Genomic DNA, 15,748 nt, shown 5'->3' on the forward strand with positions numbered 1-15,748 from the left:
ACTGGGTGTTGGTTGGGAATATGGATTCAGCCCGAACTGGTCGTTCGGTATCGAGTACGACCATCTCTGGATGGGGCGTGACAACACATCCTTCGCAGGCGTGGTCACGCCAGGGGGCTTCACCCTTCTCGGCAACGGGGTCAGCCAGGATGTGGACATGGTTACACTTCGATTGAACTACCGCTTCAGCGGCTATGGTGCGCCGGTCACCGCTCGCTACTGAACCGAGCTTCTGCCCATCATGGAGGCCCCGGGACCGGGGCTTCCATGAACGGACGGCGAAGGTCTTTCGCTCCGACCCTGCCAGCACCGCGACGCAGAAACTGCCTTCATTCTGCAGTTCTCGACCGGCGCGACATCTGCCGCACCTTCGCGAAATGAATTTTGGTGAGCAGAGCCGTTCCTTGACCTAGCGCAATAGGGGGCGCGCCGAAGTTTCCAACCTCATGATGCCGGATCAGCCCGGCTTATGGAGGCCATCATGAACATAAAACGACTTTATGCTGCGGCTGCTGCGTTCGCGTGCGCAGCCTCGCTTTCGTTTGGCTGGACTGAAAACGATGGCTTGTCGCTCTCGGTTCAGAAGGCCGAAGCGGCGACACGATTGGTCGTGTATCCCAATTATCGGGGCCACCTCTATCGCGCCGGCTATATTGCCGACACGACGGGGCTCCCCTGGTACGCGGTGCGCGCCTACTATGCGGGTGGCCCCTGGAGCTACGGCTACACCGATTGGACTGACTACGCCGCCCGCAACGGCATCGGATGCGTGCCAGGCGCACTCGTCAAGGGTGGAGACGGCATCATGTACGTCTGCCAATAGGCAGCGCGAGTTCGGAGGCGGCGTGTGGCCGCCTCCCTCCGCTTGTCGCTTCCTTTTCAACATCCAGTCAAAGGGAGATGCAAAATGACGAGATGGTTTGCCGTCGCGGCTGTCACCTTGTTGATCGGAACTTCCGCACAAGGCATGACGCCCGCACCGCTCGCTCAATCGGAAAGCGTGATCATGCCGGTCGCGGCCGCGTGCGGTCCAGGTCGAACGCGGGTCAACGGCGTTTGCGTAGCGCGAACGACAATACGCCAGACCCGTCGCGCCACGCGCAGGTGTCTGCGCTGGCAGGGAAGCGTCTGTGCAGCATACGAATAGACGCTACGACATCGGCGTTCGGATCGTGTCCGGACGCCGGTCACCAGGATCTGAAGCCGGGCCAGGTGAACTGCCCTTGTCGCGCCGCGATAAGCATCTGCGGCTTGACATGTCGTCTCGGCCGGGCGGCGAAGGTTGATGACTTGTGTTGTCGCTTGCGATCGATCGATTTAGGCGGGCGCGCATCCGGACGCGGCAGCATTGCGAGCGCATTCGCGACTGTCGGGTTATCCATCCGGCTAACAGGCAGTTCGGTGACGTCTGACGACATCGCGACATCGGGGATCTCGACCGCGGGTGCGGCGACGACGATTGTCGGCGACCGGGTATCGAACACAATTCGTTCCGGCCATTTGCGATCGGAGTGAATGCGTATCGCTGCGCGATCGGCCGGCGCCTGTTCAGGGATTGGCGCCCTCGGAACACAGAAGTCCACGACAAAGAGCAGTGAGAACAACGCCGCTCCGCACTTCCAGAAATATGCCAGCAGCGGCATGCCGGTAGCTCCTGTGCCCCCGAAACAATTGCCCTCGGCCAATTCTACGACGTCGTCTCACGCATGCTGCACAATGGCGGCGTACTGCTTGATCTAGATCAAACGCGTTGGCCGATCGGAAACGTGGATTTCGGCCGCGCGAGAACGTGATCCAGCTTCGCTCGGAATTGCGCGCGCTACCGGTGGACCTCCATCGCCGAGTTGGTGCGCGCGACAATCCCGCCTTAATGCGCGGCTCCGAGGCCGCTCTCCTCAAGTCGCGCTGCGAACCAGAGCGAAAGCGGCTGATCGAGCAGGCCGCTGACATAGACCTCTGACGTCGTGACGTTGTGCCTGTCCAGCACCAGCAGCACGCCGATCCAGTAGGCAAACCAGACATGCGGATCAGTCAGCGCCCGCAGCTTGTGCTGGTCGTGCTCCACGGGCGTATGGTTGCTCGCCTTGCGGATCTCGACGGTGAGCAGATTGTTCGGGATCTCGCGCTGGTGCACGACGACGTCGGGGTAGATCGACTTTCCCAGATGATCGTCGGTCGAGATGATGGTGCCGTGCGGCAGATGCAGCGTGCGCTCGCCGAGCCGGTCGTAATTGCAGTCGACGGACCAGCCGGCGAATTGCTTCTCCAGATGCACAGCGAAGCGGTGCGTCACCGCCCGCTCGCCGAGGTCTTTCTCGAACAAAAATCCTTCGTGGGCGTAGAAGTCCCGGAGCGCCGCGATCACCTTGTTCAGCTCGGTCTGCATCGTGCCTCCGGGCTCTTGGCGCTCCGTTGTCTGCGCGCCCCTTACATCTGGACTTCGATCAGCCGCGGCCCGGGCTCGGCGACGGCCTCAGCCAGCGCCTTGTTGAACTCGTCGGCATTGGTGACGGCGCGGCCGGGCACGCCCATGCCCTTGGCCAGCGCCACGAAATCCATTGTGGGACGGTCGAGCCGGAGCATGTCGTTGGCGCGCTGGCCGGGTTCGCCGGCGCCGACATTGTCGAACTCGCCGCGCAGGATCTGGTAGATGCGGTTGGCGAACACGATGGTGACGATGTTGAGGTTTTCGCGCGCCTGCGTCCACAGCGACTGGATCGTGTACATCGCGCTGCCGTCGCCGACCATGCAGATCACCTTGCGGTCCGGACAGGCGATCGCCGCGCCGATCGAGAGCGGCGTCGAGAACCCGATCGAGCCGCCCATGTTCTGGAGCCAGTCGTGCGGGGCTGCCGCCGCCGTCGGCGGGAAGAAGGCGCGGCCGGTGGTGAGGGACTCGTCGACCATGATCGCGTTCTCGGGGATCGCGTACGCGATCGCCTGCGCAATCGAGGCGTGGGTCAGCGCGCCGGTCGGCTTGACCAGTTCCTGAAGAGCCTGCGGCTTGACGTCCTTGGCGCTGGCCTTCACGGCACCGGCGAGCGCTTCGAGTGCGGCGATCGAATTCTCGCCCCAGGAGGTCATGCGATGCACATCGCATCCCTCGGGCTTGAGAATGCTCGGCTTGTTCGGATAGGCGAAGAACGCCACGGGATCGTCGGACTCGACCAGCACGATATGACGAAACTTCGCCAGCATCGACAGCGCGTTATCGATGACGTAATGGATGCGGTCGATCGAGAAGCGGCCGCGGCCGCGCGCCATCTTCGGGCGGAAGGTCGGGCCCATCACGGTGCAGCCGGTCTTGTTCGCGATGCGCTCGGCCAGGGCCAGGCCCTGCTCGCTGAGCGCGCTGCCGGTCATCAGCAGCAGCGTACCCTCGCCGTCACCGTGCAAAATCCTGGCAGCCTGCTCGACCGCCTGCGGCGAGTAGCTCGCGCGCTGCTGCTCGGCCGGCACCTCGGCGATGCCGTCGGCCTCGTTCCAGGCGGTGTCGGCGGGCAGGATCAGGGTCGCGATCTGCGGCGGCGCGCTCTTGGCGGCGGCAATCGCCGCGGCGCCGTCGGCGGCGACCGATTTGGAATCCGGCGAGGTGCGGACCCAGGACGACATCGGCCGGGCCAGACCCTCGATGTCGGAGGTCAGCGGCGCGTTGAAGCCGATGTGGTAGACCGCATGCTGGCCGACGATGTTGACGATGCCGGAATTCGCCTTCTTGGCGTTGTGCAGATTGGCCAGGCCGTTGGCCAGCCCGGGGCCGAGATGCAGCAGGGTCGAGGCCGGCGTGCCCTTCATGCGGAAATAGCCGTCGGCAGCGCCGGTCACCACGCCTTCGAACAGGCCGAGCACGCAGCGCATGCCCGGCACGCGGTCGAGCGCTGCGACAAAATGCATCTCGGAAGTGCCGGGGTTGGAGAAGCAGACGTCGACCCCGCCCTTGACCATCGTCCGCACCAGGCTTTCCGCACCGTTCATTCTTTTTGCTCCCGCAACCGGCAATGTCCAAATATCCGTTCGATCAATCATTGTTCGCGGGTTCCGTCAAAGCAATAGGCGGCATCGCGGCCCAGCCCCGCGCGACGATGCGCCGGTTTGGCTAACGCTTTCCGGCAAATTGGCGGGGTTGCCGATTTGGTAACGCCAAGCGTTAAGGATGACCTGTCTCACGGGGCCGTGGCTTGCGAAAAGCCCGCAAATATGGCCTCTGGCATTGGTTGAATCGATTTTTGCTGGGGGAAACAATGATCCGGTTTTTTGCCGCGCCGATTGCCGCCATCGCATTGCTGACGGCCATGGCCGGCGGCGCATTCGCCGAAGAGGCCGACTCGCGTGACATCATGGGCGGCGGCCCCAACTTCTTCCGTGGCGGCTCCAGCCCGATCCCCCGCACCACCGTCATGTATAACGGCAACTATGCCCCCGGCACGATCGTGGTGAACACCAGCGAGCGCCGCCTCTATCTGGTGCTCCAGAACGGCCAGGCGCTGCGCTACGGCATCGGCGTCGGCCGCGACGGCTTCCGCTGGGGCGGGGTGCACAGGATCACCGCCAAGAAGGAATGGCCGGACTGGACGCCGCCGTCGCAGATGATCGCCCGCCGGCCGGACCTGCCGCGCCACATGAAGGGCGGCATCGAAAATCCGCTCGGCGCGCGTGCGATGTATCTGGGCTCGACGCTCTACCGCATCCACGGCTCCAACGAGCCGGAGACGATCGGCCAAGCGGTCTCCTCGGGCTGCTTCCGCATGACCAATGACGACGTCAGCGACCTCTACGGCCGCGTCGGGGTCGGCACCACCGTGGTCGTGCTGAACAACTAGCCGTTGACGAACTGCGGAACCCGCAGGGCGCGTGAATATGCGGACTTGTGTGCGCGGCGCGAATACGGCAGCGTCGCGTGACGATGAGCGCAATGAATCCGCCCTCGGCCGCCTTCCGCCTCGCCCTGCTGGCGCTCGCAATCTTCACATCCGTGTCTGACACCGCTACCATCGCCGACGCGGGCGAGCTGCCCGCGATCGCCTCGCGCCAGCGCCTCGAGAAGAGGAGCTTTACCGACGGCGAGATCGTCGAAGGCTTTCTCAAGACCGCCTTCGGCGCCGAATATCACCTCGCCGGCCGCGTCGACCGCATCCGCAAGTTCGACGGGCCGGTGCGCGTCTACGCCGACAGCGACCGTGCCGACCGCAAGACGCAACTGGCAAAAGTCGTCGCCGAGATCGGCGCCCACGTGCAGCATCTCGACATCGCCATGACCGCGACCAGCGAGGCGGCGAATGTACGGGTGAAGCTCGTGCGCGACCGCGATCTCTTCCGCACCATTGCGAGCTTCTACGGCGCCGAGAGAGCGCGCGAGATCCGCACCTCGCTCGATCCGCAATGCCTGTCAGGCTTCCGCAAGAACGACAATTTCGAGATCGAGCATTCCGACGTCATCCTCACCGTCGACAATGGCGACTTCACCTTCCTCGACTGTGCCTATGAGGAGCTGCTGCAATCGCTCGGGCCCATCAACGACACCACGAGCGTGCCGTGGACGATGTTCAACGACAACGTCTCGATGGGCTATTTCGACGTCTACGACCAGTACATCCTCAATCTGCTCTACGACCCCCGCATCAAGCCCGGCATGACCGTGGCCGAGGTCAAGGCGGTGCTGCCCGAAGTGCTCGCGGATGTGCGGGTCTGGGTGAGGCGCGTGAATGATCTGAAGGAGTGAGGCGCCTACCCTCCCCCCTCACCTTTAAGAACTTTTTCAGAACGTCGCCATGACTTCCGGCCTGCACGCGCGCAGGCTTGCGGCCATTCGGCCGCGAAAATGCGACCGAATCGCGCGGCCTGCACGGCTGCGGCATCAGCAACAACCCGCCACAAACAAGGAACAGTGTGATGACGCTCGCACTCAATGACATCGCACCGGATTTCGAGGCGCAGACCACCGAGGGCACGATCCGCTTCCACGACTGGATCGGGGATTCCTGGGCGGTGCTGTTCTCGCATCCGAAGGATTTTACGCCGGTCTGCACCACCGAGCTCGGCTACATGGCGAAGATCAAGCCGGAGTTCGACAAGCGCGGCGTCAAGATCATCGGCCTGTCGGTCGATCCGATCGACCGTCACGCCGGCTGGGCCGCCGACATCGCGGAGACGCAAGGCACCGCCCCGAACTTTCCGATGATCGGCGATGTCGATTTCAACGTCTCGAAGCTGTACGGCATGCTGCCGGCCGCGATCTCCGGCGATCCCCTGAAACGCACGGCCGCCGACAACCAGACCGTCCGCAACGTGTTCGTGATCGGACCGGACAAGAAAGTAAAGCTCGTCCTGATGTATCCGATGACCACGGGCCGCAACTTCGACGAGGTGCTGCGCGTGATCGACTCGCTGCAGATGACCGCGAAGCACAAGGTGGCGACGCCGGTGAACTGGAAGAACGGCGAGGACGTCATCATCGCGGGCTCGGTGTCGGACGACGACGCCAGGAAGCAATATCCGGACGGGTGGAAATCGCCCAAGCCTTACATCCGCATCGTGCCGCAGCCGCGCTAAGGCCGGCTGCCGCAAAATCCCGGGCCGGCTCTCCCTCCGGGCCGCCCCGGTCCTACTGCACGAGATCGGCGACGGTTGTCGCGGCCTTCAGGCCGGTGCCGGTGAGAACGGCGACCGTGGTCTCGTTCGTCTTGATGGCACCCGCACTGGCGAGTTTCTCCAGTGCGGCGGCCGCGCTGGCGCTGGTCGGCTCAGCGAACAGGCCCTGGCGCGCGAGGCGGCGCAATGCTGCAACGATCTCGTCCTCGGTGAGCGCAACGGTGCCGCCGCCGCTTTCGCGCAAGCTCCCGATAATCTCGCGCAGGCGCAGCGGATTCTTGATCGCGGTGCCCTCGGCGATGGTCTTGTTGACCTCGCGGGCGACAGGCGTATCGACACCAGCCTGAAAACTCGCATCGATCGGCGAGCAATTGAGCGGTTGTGCCGCGAACAGGCGCGGCAGCTTTGCGATCTGGCCGGCTTTCAGCAACTCGCGGAAGCCGAAGGCGCAGCCAAGCAGGCTGCTGCCGGCGCCGACGGGGACGATGACGTTGTCGGGCGCGCGAAAGCCGAGATCTTCCCAGATCTCATAGGCGAGCGATTTGGTGCCTTCCAGAAAGAACGGCTGCCAATTGTGGCTGGCGTAAAAGGTCTGGCTCGACTGGCGGATGGCCTCGGCCTCGGACTCCTCGCGCGGCCCCTCGACCAGCTGGACTGTCGCGCCGTAAGCGCGCACCTGCGCGATCTTGGCCGGCGAGGTCGAGGCGGGCGCCAAAATCTTGACGCGCATGCCGCCGGCGGCACCGAGCCCGGCCATGGACGAGCCGCCATTGCCGGATGAGTCTTCCAGGATCGCGTCGACGCCGACCTGCCGCAGGAACGACAGCATCACCGCCGAGCCCCGGTCCTTGAAGCTGCCGGTCGGGTTGAACCATTCGAGCTTGAAGTGTGGCCGCAGATCGCCCCAATCCTGCTGAACCAGCGGCGTGCAGCCTTCGCCGAGCGTGATCGGATTTTTGATCGCGACCGGCAGCGCCGCCCGGTAGCGCCAGAGCGAGCGCGTGCGGGTATCGATGTCCTCACGCGAGATCCCCGCCCCCGGCGTCACCAGCAGCGGCGTGCGCTCGTCCGAGCACCAGCGCGGCTGGTCCAGCGGATAGAGCTGTCCGTTGCGGGGATCGATGTAGCTGGCGGTGGGCATGGCGTTCTCCGGGGCGATCCCGCTCGATATGTCCGAATATGCGGGTTTTATCCAGTCACCTGTTTGGCGGGTGTGGACGCGGCCCCTTTAAAAATTCGAACAATTACATAGATATAGGACGCATTCTGACGCCTTTTCCCGATCGGGACGAGCGTGGGAGAGGCCTCAAGCCGGCCCGCACGATTAACTTGTCTGTCGTCGCCGGCCGCTACAATATGTTGGATTGCGCCGCCGGTGGTCCGCATCGGCAGCGCAAGTGAGCCAGGCCCGTCCGAGCGGCGGGCCGTTGGCTTTTTGGGAGCCTGGACATGAGCCGCGCGAACCGTACCGATCACATCCGCCTCACCTCCCATCCGGAGCCGGGCAAGAAGGCCGCCTTCCCGATCCATTGGGGCGCCGCGGATGCACGGGCGCGCGGGCCGATCATCGGCACGGTCTCGCGCGCCGGGGATCGCAACGTGATCGGCAGCCATGGCGGCTCCTACGCGATGTACCGCGCGCTCGCGGTGTCCGCCGGCGCGCTCGATCCGATCAGGCGCCCTGATCTCACCAACACCTTTCCGGCCGCGACCATCGGTCCGTTCGAGCAATGGTGCGATCCCGCAAAAATCGTCGCGCTCGATCCCTGGGGTCATCTCGTCGCGGAGAATTTCGGCAAGGACATCGCCGAGGGCGTCGACATCCGCCCAAGCATCGCGGTGACGCGGGCGCGGCTCGACCTGCCCGAGATCCGCGAGGCGCTCGCCGCCAAACGACTGCGCGCCGACGGCGAGGTCGTGCACGCCAATGGCAGCGTCTCGGTGGTGAAGATCGCGATCGATCCGGTCTGGTACCTGCCGGGCCTTGCCGAGCGCTTTGCGACCGGCGAGACCGAGCTGCGCCGCACACTGTTCGAACAGACTGCCGGCATGTTCCCCGAGCTGGTGACGCGGCCGGACCTGAAGGTGTTCCTGCCGCCGATCGGCGGCACCACAATCTACATGTTCGGCGACGCCACCAAGTTGCCGGACCATCGCACAAAAATCACCTGCCGCGTCCATGACGAGTGCAATGGCTCCGACGTGTTCGGCTCCGACATCTGCACCTGCCGGCCCTATCTCATCCACGGCATCGAGGAATCCGCGCGCGGTGCGCAGGAGGGCGGGCTCGGGCTCGTCATCTACAACCGCAAGGAGGGCCGCGCGCTCGGTGAGGTCACCAAATTCCTGGTCTACAACGCGCGCAAGCGCCAGGCGGGTGGCGATGCGGCCAACGCCTATTTCGAGCGCACCGAATGCGTCGCCGGCGTCCAGGATGCGCGCTTCCAGCAATTGATGCCCGATACGATCCACTGGCTGGGCCTCAAGCGCATCGACCGCTTCCTGTCGATGAGCGACATGAAACATGATGCGCTGACATCGCAGGGCATCGATATCGTCGAGCGCGTGCCGATCCCGCCGGAGCTCATTCCGGCCGATGCCGATGTCGAAATGGCCGCGAAGAAGGCCGCCGGCTATTACACGACCGACATCGCGCCCGAGAAGGACGTGAACGGCGTGGTCGGCCGCTCGCTGGAAAAATACTGATCAGGCGATGGCGGACGCTTTGGAATTGCAGGCAGGCTCGCTGCTCACCGCAAAGGCGGTTCGCGCGCGCGCCGGCGAGATGTTCGAGCTCGGCCTTGCCGGCGGGCTGAGCCACTTCACGATCGATCTCGGTCGCATGGATGCTGTTGCGGAAGCCGTGCTCGCGGTGACGAGAACAGCCTATCCGACACTGGACGTGCCCTTCCACGCGCGGTGGCGGCATTTCGTGCTTGGCGGCGTCGACCGCTGGGCGCGGCTGGCGGATGCGGCATCATGGCCGGATCGCGCCGCGCGGGCGCGGGCGGAATTCGATCTTGCGATCGTCAGCGTGCTGCTCGATGCCGGCGCGGGTGCGACGTGGCGATACCGTGATGCAGTGACGGGACAGGGTATCGGACGATCGGAGGGGCTTGCGATCGCGAGCCTCGACATGTTTGCAAGCGGACTCTTTTCCCGCGATGCAAGCGCGCCGTTCAGGGTCGATGCGGACGTGCTTGCGCAACTGCCCCTCGCCGCGCTCACCTCTGCCTTTCAGGTCAGCGATGCCAATCCCTTGCTCGGGCTCGAGGGGCGCACCGATCTGCTGCGGCGCCTCGGCAAGCTGGTCACGGAGCGGGCGGACATTTTCGGCCTGCACGACACGCCGCGCCCGGGCGGCTTGTTCGACCACATCGCGGCGCAGGCAACTGGCGGCGCGCTTCCCGCGCCCGCCATCCTGTCCGCGGTGCTGAACCAGCTCGGGCCGATCTGGCCGTCGCGCCTCGAACTTGCGGGAATTCCGCTCGGCGATTGCTGGCGTCACCCCGCGCTCAGGACGGACGACGCCACCGCCGGCCTCGTGCCGCTGCACAAGCTGTCGCAATGGCTGAGCTACTCGCTGATCGAGCCGCTGCAGCGCGCCGGATTTGTCGTCACCGACATCGACGGGCTCACGGGGCTTGCCGAATACCGCAATGGCGGCCTGTTCGTCGATCACGAGGTACTGCGTCTGCGCGATGCCGCTGACGCCGACCGCGCGCATGCGGTGGATTCGCTGCTCGTGGTGGAGTGGCGCGCGCTCACCGTCGCGCTGCTCGACCGGCTTGCCGAGCTGGTTCGCGCCAAGCTCGGCCGCACGTCCGAGACATTGCCGCTCGCCAGCATTCTCGAAGGCGGCACCTGGGCCGCGGGCCGCGCCATTGCTTTTTCGCGCCGGCCCGATGGCTCGCCGCCGCTCAAGGTGATCAGCGACGGCACGGTTTTCTAATCCTCTCCTCTTGTGGGAGAGAGTGGCTTCGCGAAAGCGAAGCCGGGTGAGGGGTTGCCTCCGCAAGAGCATCTCTCATTAGAGTCTGCGGAAACATACCCCTCATCCGGCGCTTCGCGCCACCTTCTCCAAGGGGAGAAGGGAGAAAGGCATCCGATCATGGAAGGCGTCACGATCGTCGATCATCCGCTGGTGCAGCACAAGCTGACGCTGGTGCGCGATAAATCGATCTCGACAAAGTCGTTCCGCGAGTTGATCAAGGAGATCGGCATGCTCCTGTGCTACGAGGTGACGCGCGACCTGCCGCTCACCGACACCGTGATCGAGACGCCGCTGGCGACGATGCACTCGGCCAAGATCGCCGGCAAGAAGCTGGTGTTCGTGCCGATGCTGCGCGCCGGCACCACCTTCGTCGACGGCATGATGGATCTGGTGCCGACCGCGCGCGTCGCGCATATCGGGCTCTATCGCGAGCCGCAGAGCTTTGCGGCGGTTGAATATTTCTTCAAATCCCCCTCCGACCTCAGCGAACGCCTCGCCATCGTCGTGACGCCGGTGGTCGCCACCGCCAACACGGCCGTGGCTGCAATCGACCGGCTGAAGGAGCGCGGCGCGAAAGACATCCGCCTCGCGTGCCTGATCGCAGCGCCGGAAGGACTTGAACGCCTGCGCGGATTTCATCCGGACGTGCCGATCTGGACGGCGGCCGTCGACGAAGGTCTCGACGAGAACGGTTTTATCCTGCCGGGCCTCGGCGATGCCGGCGACCGCGCTTACGGGACGCGCTGAGAGGCTCTCACGCTCAGGTCGGCGGCCTCGGCGGCAGGTCCCTTGCATCGGCCGGCGCCGGATTCCGTTTCAGCTCGGCGATCAGATGCTCCATCTCGCCGATTTCCCGCACCTGCGCCTCGATAATGTCATCAGCCAGCTTGCGGACGCGGGGATCGCGGATGTGCGCGCGTTCGCTCGTCAGCACCGCAATCGAATGATGTGGGATCATCGCCTTCATGTAGGCGACGTCGGACACGGTTTCCTGACTGCGAACGAGCCATAGTGAAACTGCGAACACTGCGGCACCAGCCAGCAGAATGGCCATGTTTGCCGTCCGGTTCCGGTACATGCCCCACATGAAGCCCAGCATCACGACGGCCATGACGGCACCCATCAGCAGCGCCATCCACGTCCGGGTCTGGCTGTACCAGACGTGATCCAGGGCGAACGTGTTGAGGTACATCAATCCGAACATGATCAGCGTGGAGGCCGCGATCATCGCGGCGAAGCGACCGTAAGACATGCGTTACATCCTGTCGTTGTCAGAGAGGATATGCCTGCCTTGGGAGATGGTTCCTTTCCGGCGCCCGGCTTACACCTTCCCGCTGCCGCAAATCCCCTTCAGCGCCTGCCACTCCGTATCCGTCAGCAGCGGCGGGCCGCTGGCGGGACGATCTTCTTTCGTCATGCGGGCGAGGCGATCCTCGGTCAGCGGATGGCTGGCGAGGATCGACGTGAGGCCGCCGCCTTCCTTGCCGGTGATGCGGAACATCAGTTCGGCAGCGGGCTTCGGCGAGCGGCCGAGCGCATGCATGATGTCGATGGCAAACGTATCGGCGGCGGTCTCGGCTTCGCGCGAATAGGAGGCCTCGACCACGCTGCGCGAGGCGAAGATCACGGCGGATGAGCCGGTGACGTCACCGAACAACAGGCCGATCAGGAATGAGGTGCCGCCATTGTAAATCAGGCCGCGCATGTTGTCGTGATGCTTGAGATGGCCGAGCTCGTGGGCGAGGATACCGGCGAGCTCGTCGGGGTTTTCGGCCTTGTCGATCAGGGCGTTCAGTACGTAGACCTTGCCGCCCGGCAGCGCGAACGCATTCGGTATCGCGCTCGGCAGTACGCCCGCCGTCATGTTGTCGTCGTCGAGGCCCGCGGCATCGCGCAAGCGGTTGACGAGCTTTGTGAACGCAGCCTTGCCCGCGGAGTCGCTGCACGCGTTGCGGCCGAAGATGGTCTTGACCTGGACCTCCGACGCATCGCCGATGCGCCGCTCGATCGGCTTCGGCACCAGCGGCGCGAGGCGATCGGCGGCGAGCGGCACGCCGAACAGCACGACGCAGACGATCGAGACGGCGGCCGCCATCGACCAGCCGACGATTTTTGCCACACCTCGGCGCGAGGTCTGGTGCTCGTCGAGACGCGGGCAGCGCGCGGTCACGTCAGCTGCGAGCGCGACGTCGCGGATCTCAAGCCGCGCCAGCGGCGGCGCGGAGGTCGAGGCGAGACGCAGCACACCGGCCGGACTGTCGGCGCGGCGGATATCGTCATAGGCCCAGCGAACCGGCGTTACGCCCGCCTCGACGATCTCGAGCGCATCAGCGAGCGTCAGCGTGACCTGCCGCCTGCGGCTCGACACGCCGTCGAAGAAGATCGTCGGCTTTGCGGACTGCGCGGCCGACTCGGCAGATATGTCAGTCACAACCTAGAATCCCGCAACATCGAGCCCATCGGCAAAGCCTTCGCCAAGCGCACTGGCGAGATCGCCGCGCCCCTGCACATCCGCCGCGGCGCCAATGTCATGCACTTGAAGCGTTTCGAGCACCTTCACCCAGATATCGTGCTGGAGATACACGCGCATGACGACGTTCATTGCGAGCACCACCGCAAGATAGCCGATCACCATCACCACCAGAAGCGGAATGCTCCGCGCGATCGCGTCGGGTCCGGTCGGCGCCATGCCGACTGCATTGGCTAGCCAGGTCGCGCCGCCCAAATAGAGCCCGAATACAACGCTCAGCAACATCCACCAGCCGACCACTTTCCAGTACAGGCCATAGAATGCGTTGTGCGGCAATTGCGAGGACAGGCTCACGCCGCCGATGCGGATGCCGTCGAGCCACCAGCGCCATTCGCGCGCCTTGAACTCGGCATAGAAGAACGGGGCAAGCGGGAAAATCACGACCGCGATCGGGGTCAGCAGCCACAGCCACCAGCCGCGCTTGAAGAACGTCCAGCCGTCGCCTTCGAAGTCGCCTTGCAGATCGCCGAAATGGGTGTGCCGCATCTTGTAACGTTCGAGCGAGGCCTCGCGCCACGGCAGCGCCAGGCCGAGGGTGAGGAACACCAGCAGGCCCCACAGCATGGCCCGGAACGAATAGGCCCAGCCCGAGCCGTCCATCCAGAAGCGCACGCCGCGCCAGACCGTGCGCGTCAGCCGATAGCGCCGTGCGCGATAGATCGCGAACTGGCCGAATGCGTAGAAGCTGATGAACAACGGCGTCGAGGCAAAGCCCTGCCAACGCTCGAACTCGATGCCGACCAGGAAGTAAGCCAGGTAAATCGGCACCAGGATCGCGAGCGCGACCAGGAAGCCGATCAAGAGCTCCTTGGCCCGCCCGGTGTATTCGGCGGCATCGCCGTCGATGGCGGTGTTCGACCACAGATGACGGCGGATGTCGGTGACGAGCCAGAACCGGTAAAAGCCGAAGGTGACCAGCTCCAGCATGGCACCCTTGGTGACCATTTTGCGGAACGTCGAGCGGTCGCCGGTGAAATCGACCCGCGTCGGCGGCAGCGGCGGGGGTAAGGGCTCGGAGCCGATCGGAGCCCATTGCATGTCGTTCACGGCGGCAACCTCGGGATGCTGACCTGATCCGATCAAACTATAGATCAGAGGTTAGTCGATCCCCAAGATGGCCGGGTTCGATTTACCTCGATTCCGGTCGATTTCTTGCACGATTCCGTCAGCAAAGGCGTGCGGGGGATCACGTTGGCACATCCACCTCCCCCTCTCGCAAAGGTTGGATGTGGCAAAACTCTCCCTTGCTCCGGCGCAAACAACGGGCTGTAATTGCAAATCAAATACCGCAGCGCAGAATTCAACGAGAACGCGCGGTTCATGTCAGGGAGAATGGTCATGCATGGGACCCTCGAGAGCGCGGCGAAGCTCGACGCATTGCGCGAGCGCGCGTCGTCCTTGCCGCTGGAGCAGTTCGATCCGGGCGATCCTGAATTGTTCAGGACCGATACGTTCTGGCCCTATTTCGATCGCCTGCGCCGCGAAGATCCCGTCCACTATTGCGGGGATTCGATGTTCGGGCCGTACTGGTCGGTGACGCGCTACAACGACATCATGGAGATCGAGACCAACCATTCGGTGTTCTCCTCGGCCTCCTCGCTCGGCGGCATCACCATCCGCGACATCGATCCGGATCTGCGCCGCGAGAGTTTCATCTCGATGGACCCGCCGCGCCATGCGGCGCAACGCAAGACGGTGGCGCCGATGTTCACGCCGACGCATCTGGACAATCTCGCGCTCAACATCCGCCAGCGCTCGGCGGAATGCCTGGACAACCTGCCGGTGGGCGAAGTGTTCGACTGGGTCGACCAGGTCTCGATCGAGCTGACCACGCAGATGCTCGCCGTGCTGTTCGATTTCCCCTGGGAGGACCGCCGCAAGCTGACGCGCTGGTCCGACATCGCCACCACCATTCCCGGTCCCGACGGCGTGGTCGCGACCGAAGACGAGCGTCAGGCCGAGCTTGCGGAATGCGCCGGCTATTTCGCGCGGCTGTGGAAGGAGCGCATCGCGCAGCCGCCGAAGAGCGACCTGCTGTCGATGATGGCGCATGGCCCCGCCACGCGCGACATGGATGCCAGGAACTTCCTCGGCAATCTCGTTCTTTTGATCGTCGGCGGCAACGACACCACCCGCAACACCATGTCGGGCGCGATCCATGCGCTGAGCCAGCATCCGGAAGAGTATCGCAAGCTGCGCGAGAATCCCGCGCTGATCGACACCTTCGTGCCGGAAGTGATCCGCTGGCAGACTCCGCTGGCGCATATGCGTCGCACCGCGCTTGCCGATTTCGAGTTCCGCGGCAAGCAGATCAAGAAAGGTGACAAGGTCGTGATGTGGTACGTCTCGGGCAACCGCGACGAAGAAATGATCGAAAAGCCCTACGATTTCATCATCGACCGCGCCCGCCCGCGCACGCATATCTCCTTCGGCTTCGGCATCCACCGCTGCGTCGGCTTGCGGCTTGCCGAACTCCAGCTCAAGATTATTTGGGAGGAGATCCTCAAGCGATTCGACCATATTGAGGTGGTCGGCGAGCCCAAGCGGGTCTATTCGAGTTTCGTGAAGGGCCTCGAGACGCTGCCGGTAAGGATTGCGGCGTGATGTGAGTAGACCCCCTCGCCCCGCTTGCGGGG

The 15,748-nt window shown here is 64.4% G+C and carries 15 protein-coding genes and 1 pseudogene; 9 read left to right on the forward strand and 7 right to left on the reverse strand.

What is annotated here, in order from left to right; all coding sequences use genetic code 11:
- Positions 1 to 223 (forward strand): annotated as a pseudogene (locus IVB29_RS12440) (hypothetical protein); the annotation flags it as partial.
- Between the two features lie 258 nt (positions 224 to 481).
- On the forward strand, positions 482 to 823 hold the full coding sequence (locus tag IVB29_RS12445) for a hypothetical protein (protein ID WP_247503661.1): 342 nt from the start codon (positions 482 to 484) through the stop codon (positions 821 to 823).
- Positions 824 to 1,187: 364 nt separating this feature from the next.
- Here the strand turns inward: IVB29_RS12445 and IVB29_RS12450 are convergent, their stop codons facing one another.
- The 3 genes from IVB29_RS12450 to IVB29_RS12460 form a co-directional block, all read right to left on the reverse strand.
- Entirely contained in the window at positions 1,188 to 1,643 is a 456-nt protein-coding gene (locus tag IVB29_RS12450) for a hypothetical protein (protein ID WP_247503662.1), read from the reverse strand.
- Positions 1,644 to 1,867: 224 nt separating this feature from the next.
- Positions 1,868 to 2,386, reverse strand: coding sequence for a hypothetical protein (locus IVB29_RS12455; protein WP_247503663.1), 519 nt, complete (start codon positions 2,384 to 2,386; stop codon positions 1,868 to 1,870).
- Between the two features lie 41 nt (positions 2,387 to 2,427).
- A complete protein-coding gene (locus IVB29_RS12460) occupies positions 2,428 to 3,975 on the reverse strand; it encodes an acetolactate synthase large subunit (RefSeq protein ID WP_247503664.1) in 1,548 nt (515 codons plus the stop codon).
- A 266-nt stretch (positions 3,976 to 4,241) separates the two neighbouring features.
- On the opposite strand from IVB29_RS12460, the gene IVB29_RS12465 reads away from it, so the two are divergent.
- The 3 genes from IVB29_RS12465 (at position 4,242) to IVB29_RS12475 (ending at position 6,549) form a co-directional block, all read left to right on the forward strand.
- The gene (locus IVB29_RS12465; protein WP_247503665.1) at positions 4,242 to 4,820 is read left to right on the forward strand and encodes a L,D-transpeptidase; all 579 of its coding nucleotides are present in this window, start codon (positions 4,242 to 4,244) and stop codon (positions 4,818 to 4,820) included.
- A gap of 83 nt (positions 4,821 to 4,903) precedes the next feature.
- Positions 4,904 to 5,719 (forward strand): DUF2927 domain-containing protein, encoded by an 816-nt coding sequence (locus tag IVB29_RS12470; RefSeq protein WP_247504299.1) that lies wholly within the window; start codon positions 4,904 to 4,906, stop codon positions 5,717 to 5,719.
- Between the two features lie 170 nt (positions 5,720 to 5,889).
- On the forward strand, positions 5,890 to 6,549 hold the full coding sequence (locus IVB29_RS12475) for a peroxiredoxin (RefSeq protein ID WP_247503667.1): 660 nt from the start codon (positions 5,890 to 5,892) through the stop codon (positions 6,547 to 6,549).
- Between the two features lie 52 nt (positions 6,550 to 6,601).
- On the opposite strand, the gene IVB29_RS12480 is transcribed toward IVB29_RS12475, so the two are convergent.
- A complete protein-coding gene (locus tag IVB29_RS12480; protein ID WP_247503668.1) occupies positions 6,602 to 7,729 on the reverse strand; it encodes a threonine synthase in 1,128 nt (375 codons plus the stop codon).
- A 308-nt stretch (positions 7,730 to 8,037) separates the two neighbouring features.
- On the opposite strand from IVB29_RS12480, the gene IVB29_RS12485 reads away from it, so the two are divergent.
- The 3 genes from IVB29_RS12485 to upp all read left to right on the forward strand — a co-directional run bounded on the left by IVB29_RS12485 (position 8,038) and on the right by upp (position 11,329).
- Positions 8,038 to 9,294, forward strand: a complete 1,257-nt coding sequence (locus IVB29_RS12485; protein WP_247503669.1) for a GTP cyclohydrolase II — start codon at positions 8,038 to 8,040, stop codon at positions 9,292 to 9,294.
- 7 nt (positions 9,295 to 9,301) lie between these two features.
- Positions 9,302 to 10,540 (forward strand): URC4/urg3 family protein, encoded by a 1,239-nt coding sequence (locus IVB29_RS12490; protein WP_247503670.1) that lies wholly within the window; start codon positions 9,302 to 9,304, stop codon positions 10,538 to 10,540.
- Between the two features lie 159 nt (positions 10,541 to 10,699).
- Positions 10,700 to 11,329, forward strand: coding sequence for a uracil phosphoribosyltransferase (gene upp, locus IVB29_RS12495; protein WP_247503671.1), 630 nt, complete (start codon positions 10,700 to 10,702; stop codon positions 11,327 to 11,329).
- A gap of 13 nt (positions 11,330 to 11,342) precedes the next feature.
- On the opposite strand, the gene IVB29_RS12500 is transcribed toward upp, so the two are convergent.
- From IVB29_RS12500 to IVB29_RS12510, 3 genes are all read right to left on the reverse strand, one after another.
- The gene (locus tag IVB29_RS12500; RefSeq protein ID WP_247503672.1) at positions 11,343 to 11,834 is read right to left on the reverse strand and encodes a DUF305 domain-containing protein; all 492 of its coding nucleotides are present in this window, start codon (positions 11,832 to 11,834) and stop codon (positions 11,343 to 11,345) included.
- Positions 11,835 to 11,903: 69 nt separating this feature from the next.
- Positions 11,904 to 13,013 carry a M48 family metallopeptidase gene (locus IVB29_RS12505; protein ID WP_247503673.1) on the reverse strand — a complete coding sequence of 370 codons (1,110 nt, stop codon included), beginning with the start codon at positions 13,011 to 13,013 and terminating at the stop codon, positions 11,904 to 11,906.
- Between the two features lie 3 nt (positions 13,014 to 13,016).
- On the reverse strand, positions 13,017 to 14,159 hold the full coding sequence (locus IVB29_RS12510) for a YjgN family protein (RefSeq protein WP_247503674.1): 1,143 nt from the start codon (positions 14,157 to 14,159) through the stop codon (positions 13,017 to 13,019).
- Positions 14,160 to 14,450: 291 nt separating this feature from the next.
- On the opposite strand from IVB29_RS12510, the gene IVB29_RS12515 reads away from it, so the two are divergent.
- Positions 14,451 to 15,716 (forward strand): cytochrome P450, encoded by a 1,266-nt coding sequence (locus IVB29_RS12515; RefSeq protein WP_247503675.1) that lies wholly within the window; start codon positions 14,451 to 14,453, stop codon positions 15,714 to 15,716.
- Positions 15,717 to 15,748: the final 32 nt, after the last annotated feature.

The sequence above is a fragment of the Bradyrhizobium sp. 1 genome (genome assembly GCF_023073315.1).
Classification (GTDB): Bacteria; Pseudomonadota; Alphaproteobacteria; order Rhizobiales; family Xanthobacteraceae; genus Bradyrhizobium.

Coding starts and splice junctions, on each gene's coding strand:
- IVB29_RS12445 (WP_247503661.1), top strand. CDS start 482: ATGAACATAAAACGACTTTATGCTGCGGCTGCTGCGTTCGCGTGCGCA.
- IVB29_RS12450 (WP_247503662.1), bottom strand. CDS start 1,643: ATGCCGCTGCTGGCATATTTCTGGAAGTGCGGAGCGGCGTTGTTCTCA.
- IVB29_RS12455 (WP_247503663.1), bottom strand. CDS start 2,386: ATGCAGACCGAGCTGAACAAGGTGATCGCGGCGCTCCGGGACTTCTAC.
- IVB29_RS12460 (WP_247503664.1), bottom strand. CDS start 3,975: ATGAACGGTGCGGAAAGCCTGGTGCGGACGATGGTCAAGGGCGGGGTC.
- IVB29_RS12465 (WP_247503665.1), top strand. CDS start 4,242: ATGATCCGGTTTTTTGCCGCGCCGATTGCCGCCATCGCATTGCTGACG.
- IVB29_RS12470 (WP_247504299.1), top strand. CDS start 4,904: ATGAGCGCAATGAATCCGCCCTCGGCCGCCTTCCGCCTCGCCCTGCTG.
- IVB29_RS12475 (WP_247503667.1), top strand. CDS start 5,890: ATGACGCTCGCACTCAATGACATCGCACCGGATTTCGAGGCGCAGACC.
- IVB29_RS12480 (WP_247503668.1), bottom strand. CDS start 7,729: ATGCCCACCGCCAGCTACATCGATCCCCGCAACGGACAGCTCTATCCG.
- IVB29_RS12485 (WP_247503669.1), top strand. CDS start 8,038: ATGAGCCGCGCGAACCGTACCGATCACATCCGCCTCACCTCCCATCCG.
- IVB29_RS12490 (WP_247503670.1), top strand. CDS start 9,302: ATGGCGGACGCTTTGGAATTGCAGGCAGGCTCGCTGCTCACCGCAAAG.
- upp (WP_247503671.1), top strand. CDS start 10,700: ATGGAAGGCGTCACGATCGTCGATCATCCGCTGGTGCAGCACAAGCTG.
- IVB29_RS12500 (WP_247503672.1), bottom strand. CDS start 11,834: ATGTCTTACGGTCGCTTCGCCGCGATGATCGCGGCCTCCACGCTGATC.
- IVB29_RS12515 (WP_247503675.1), top strand. CDS start 14,451: ATGCATGGGACCCTCGAGAGCGCGGCGAAGCTCGACGCATTGCGCGAG.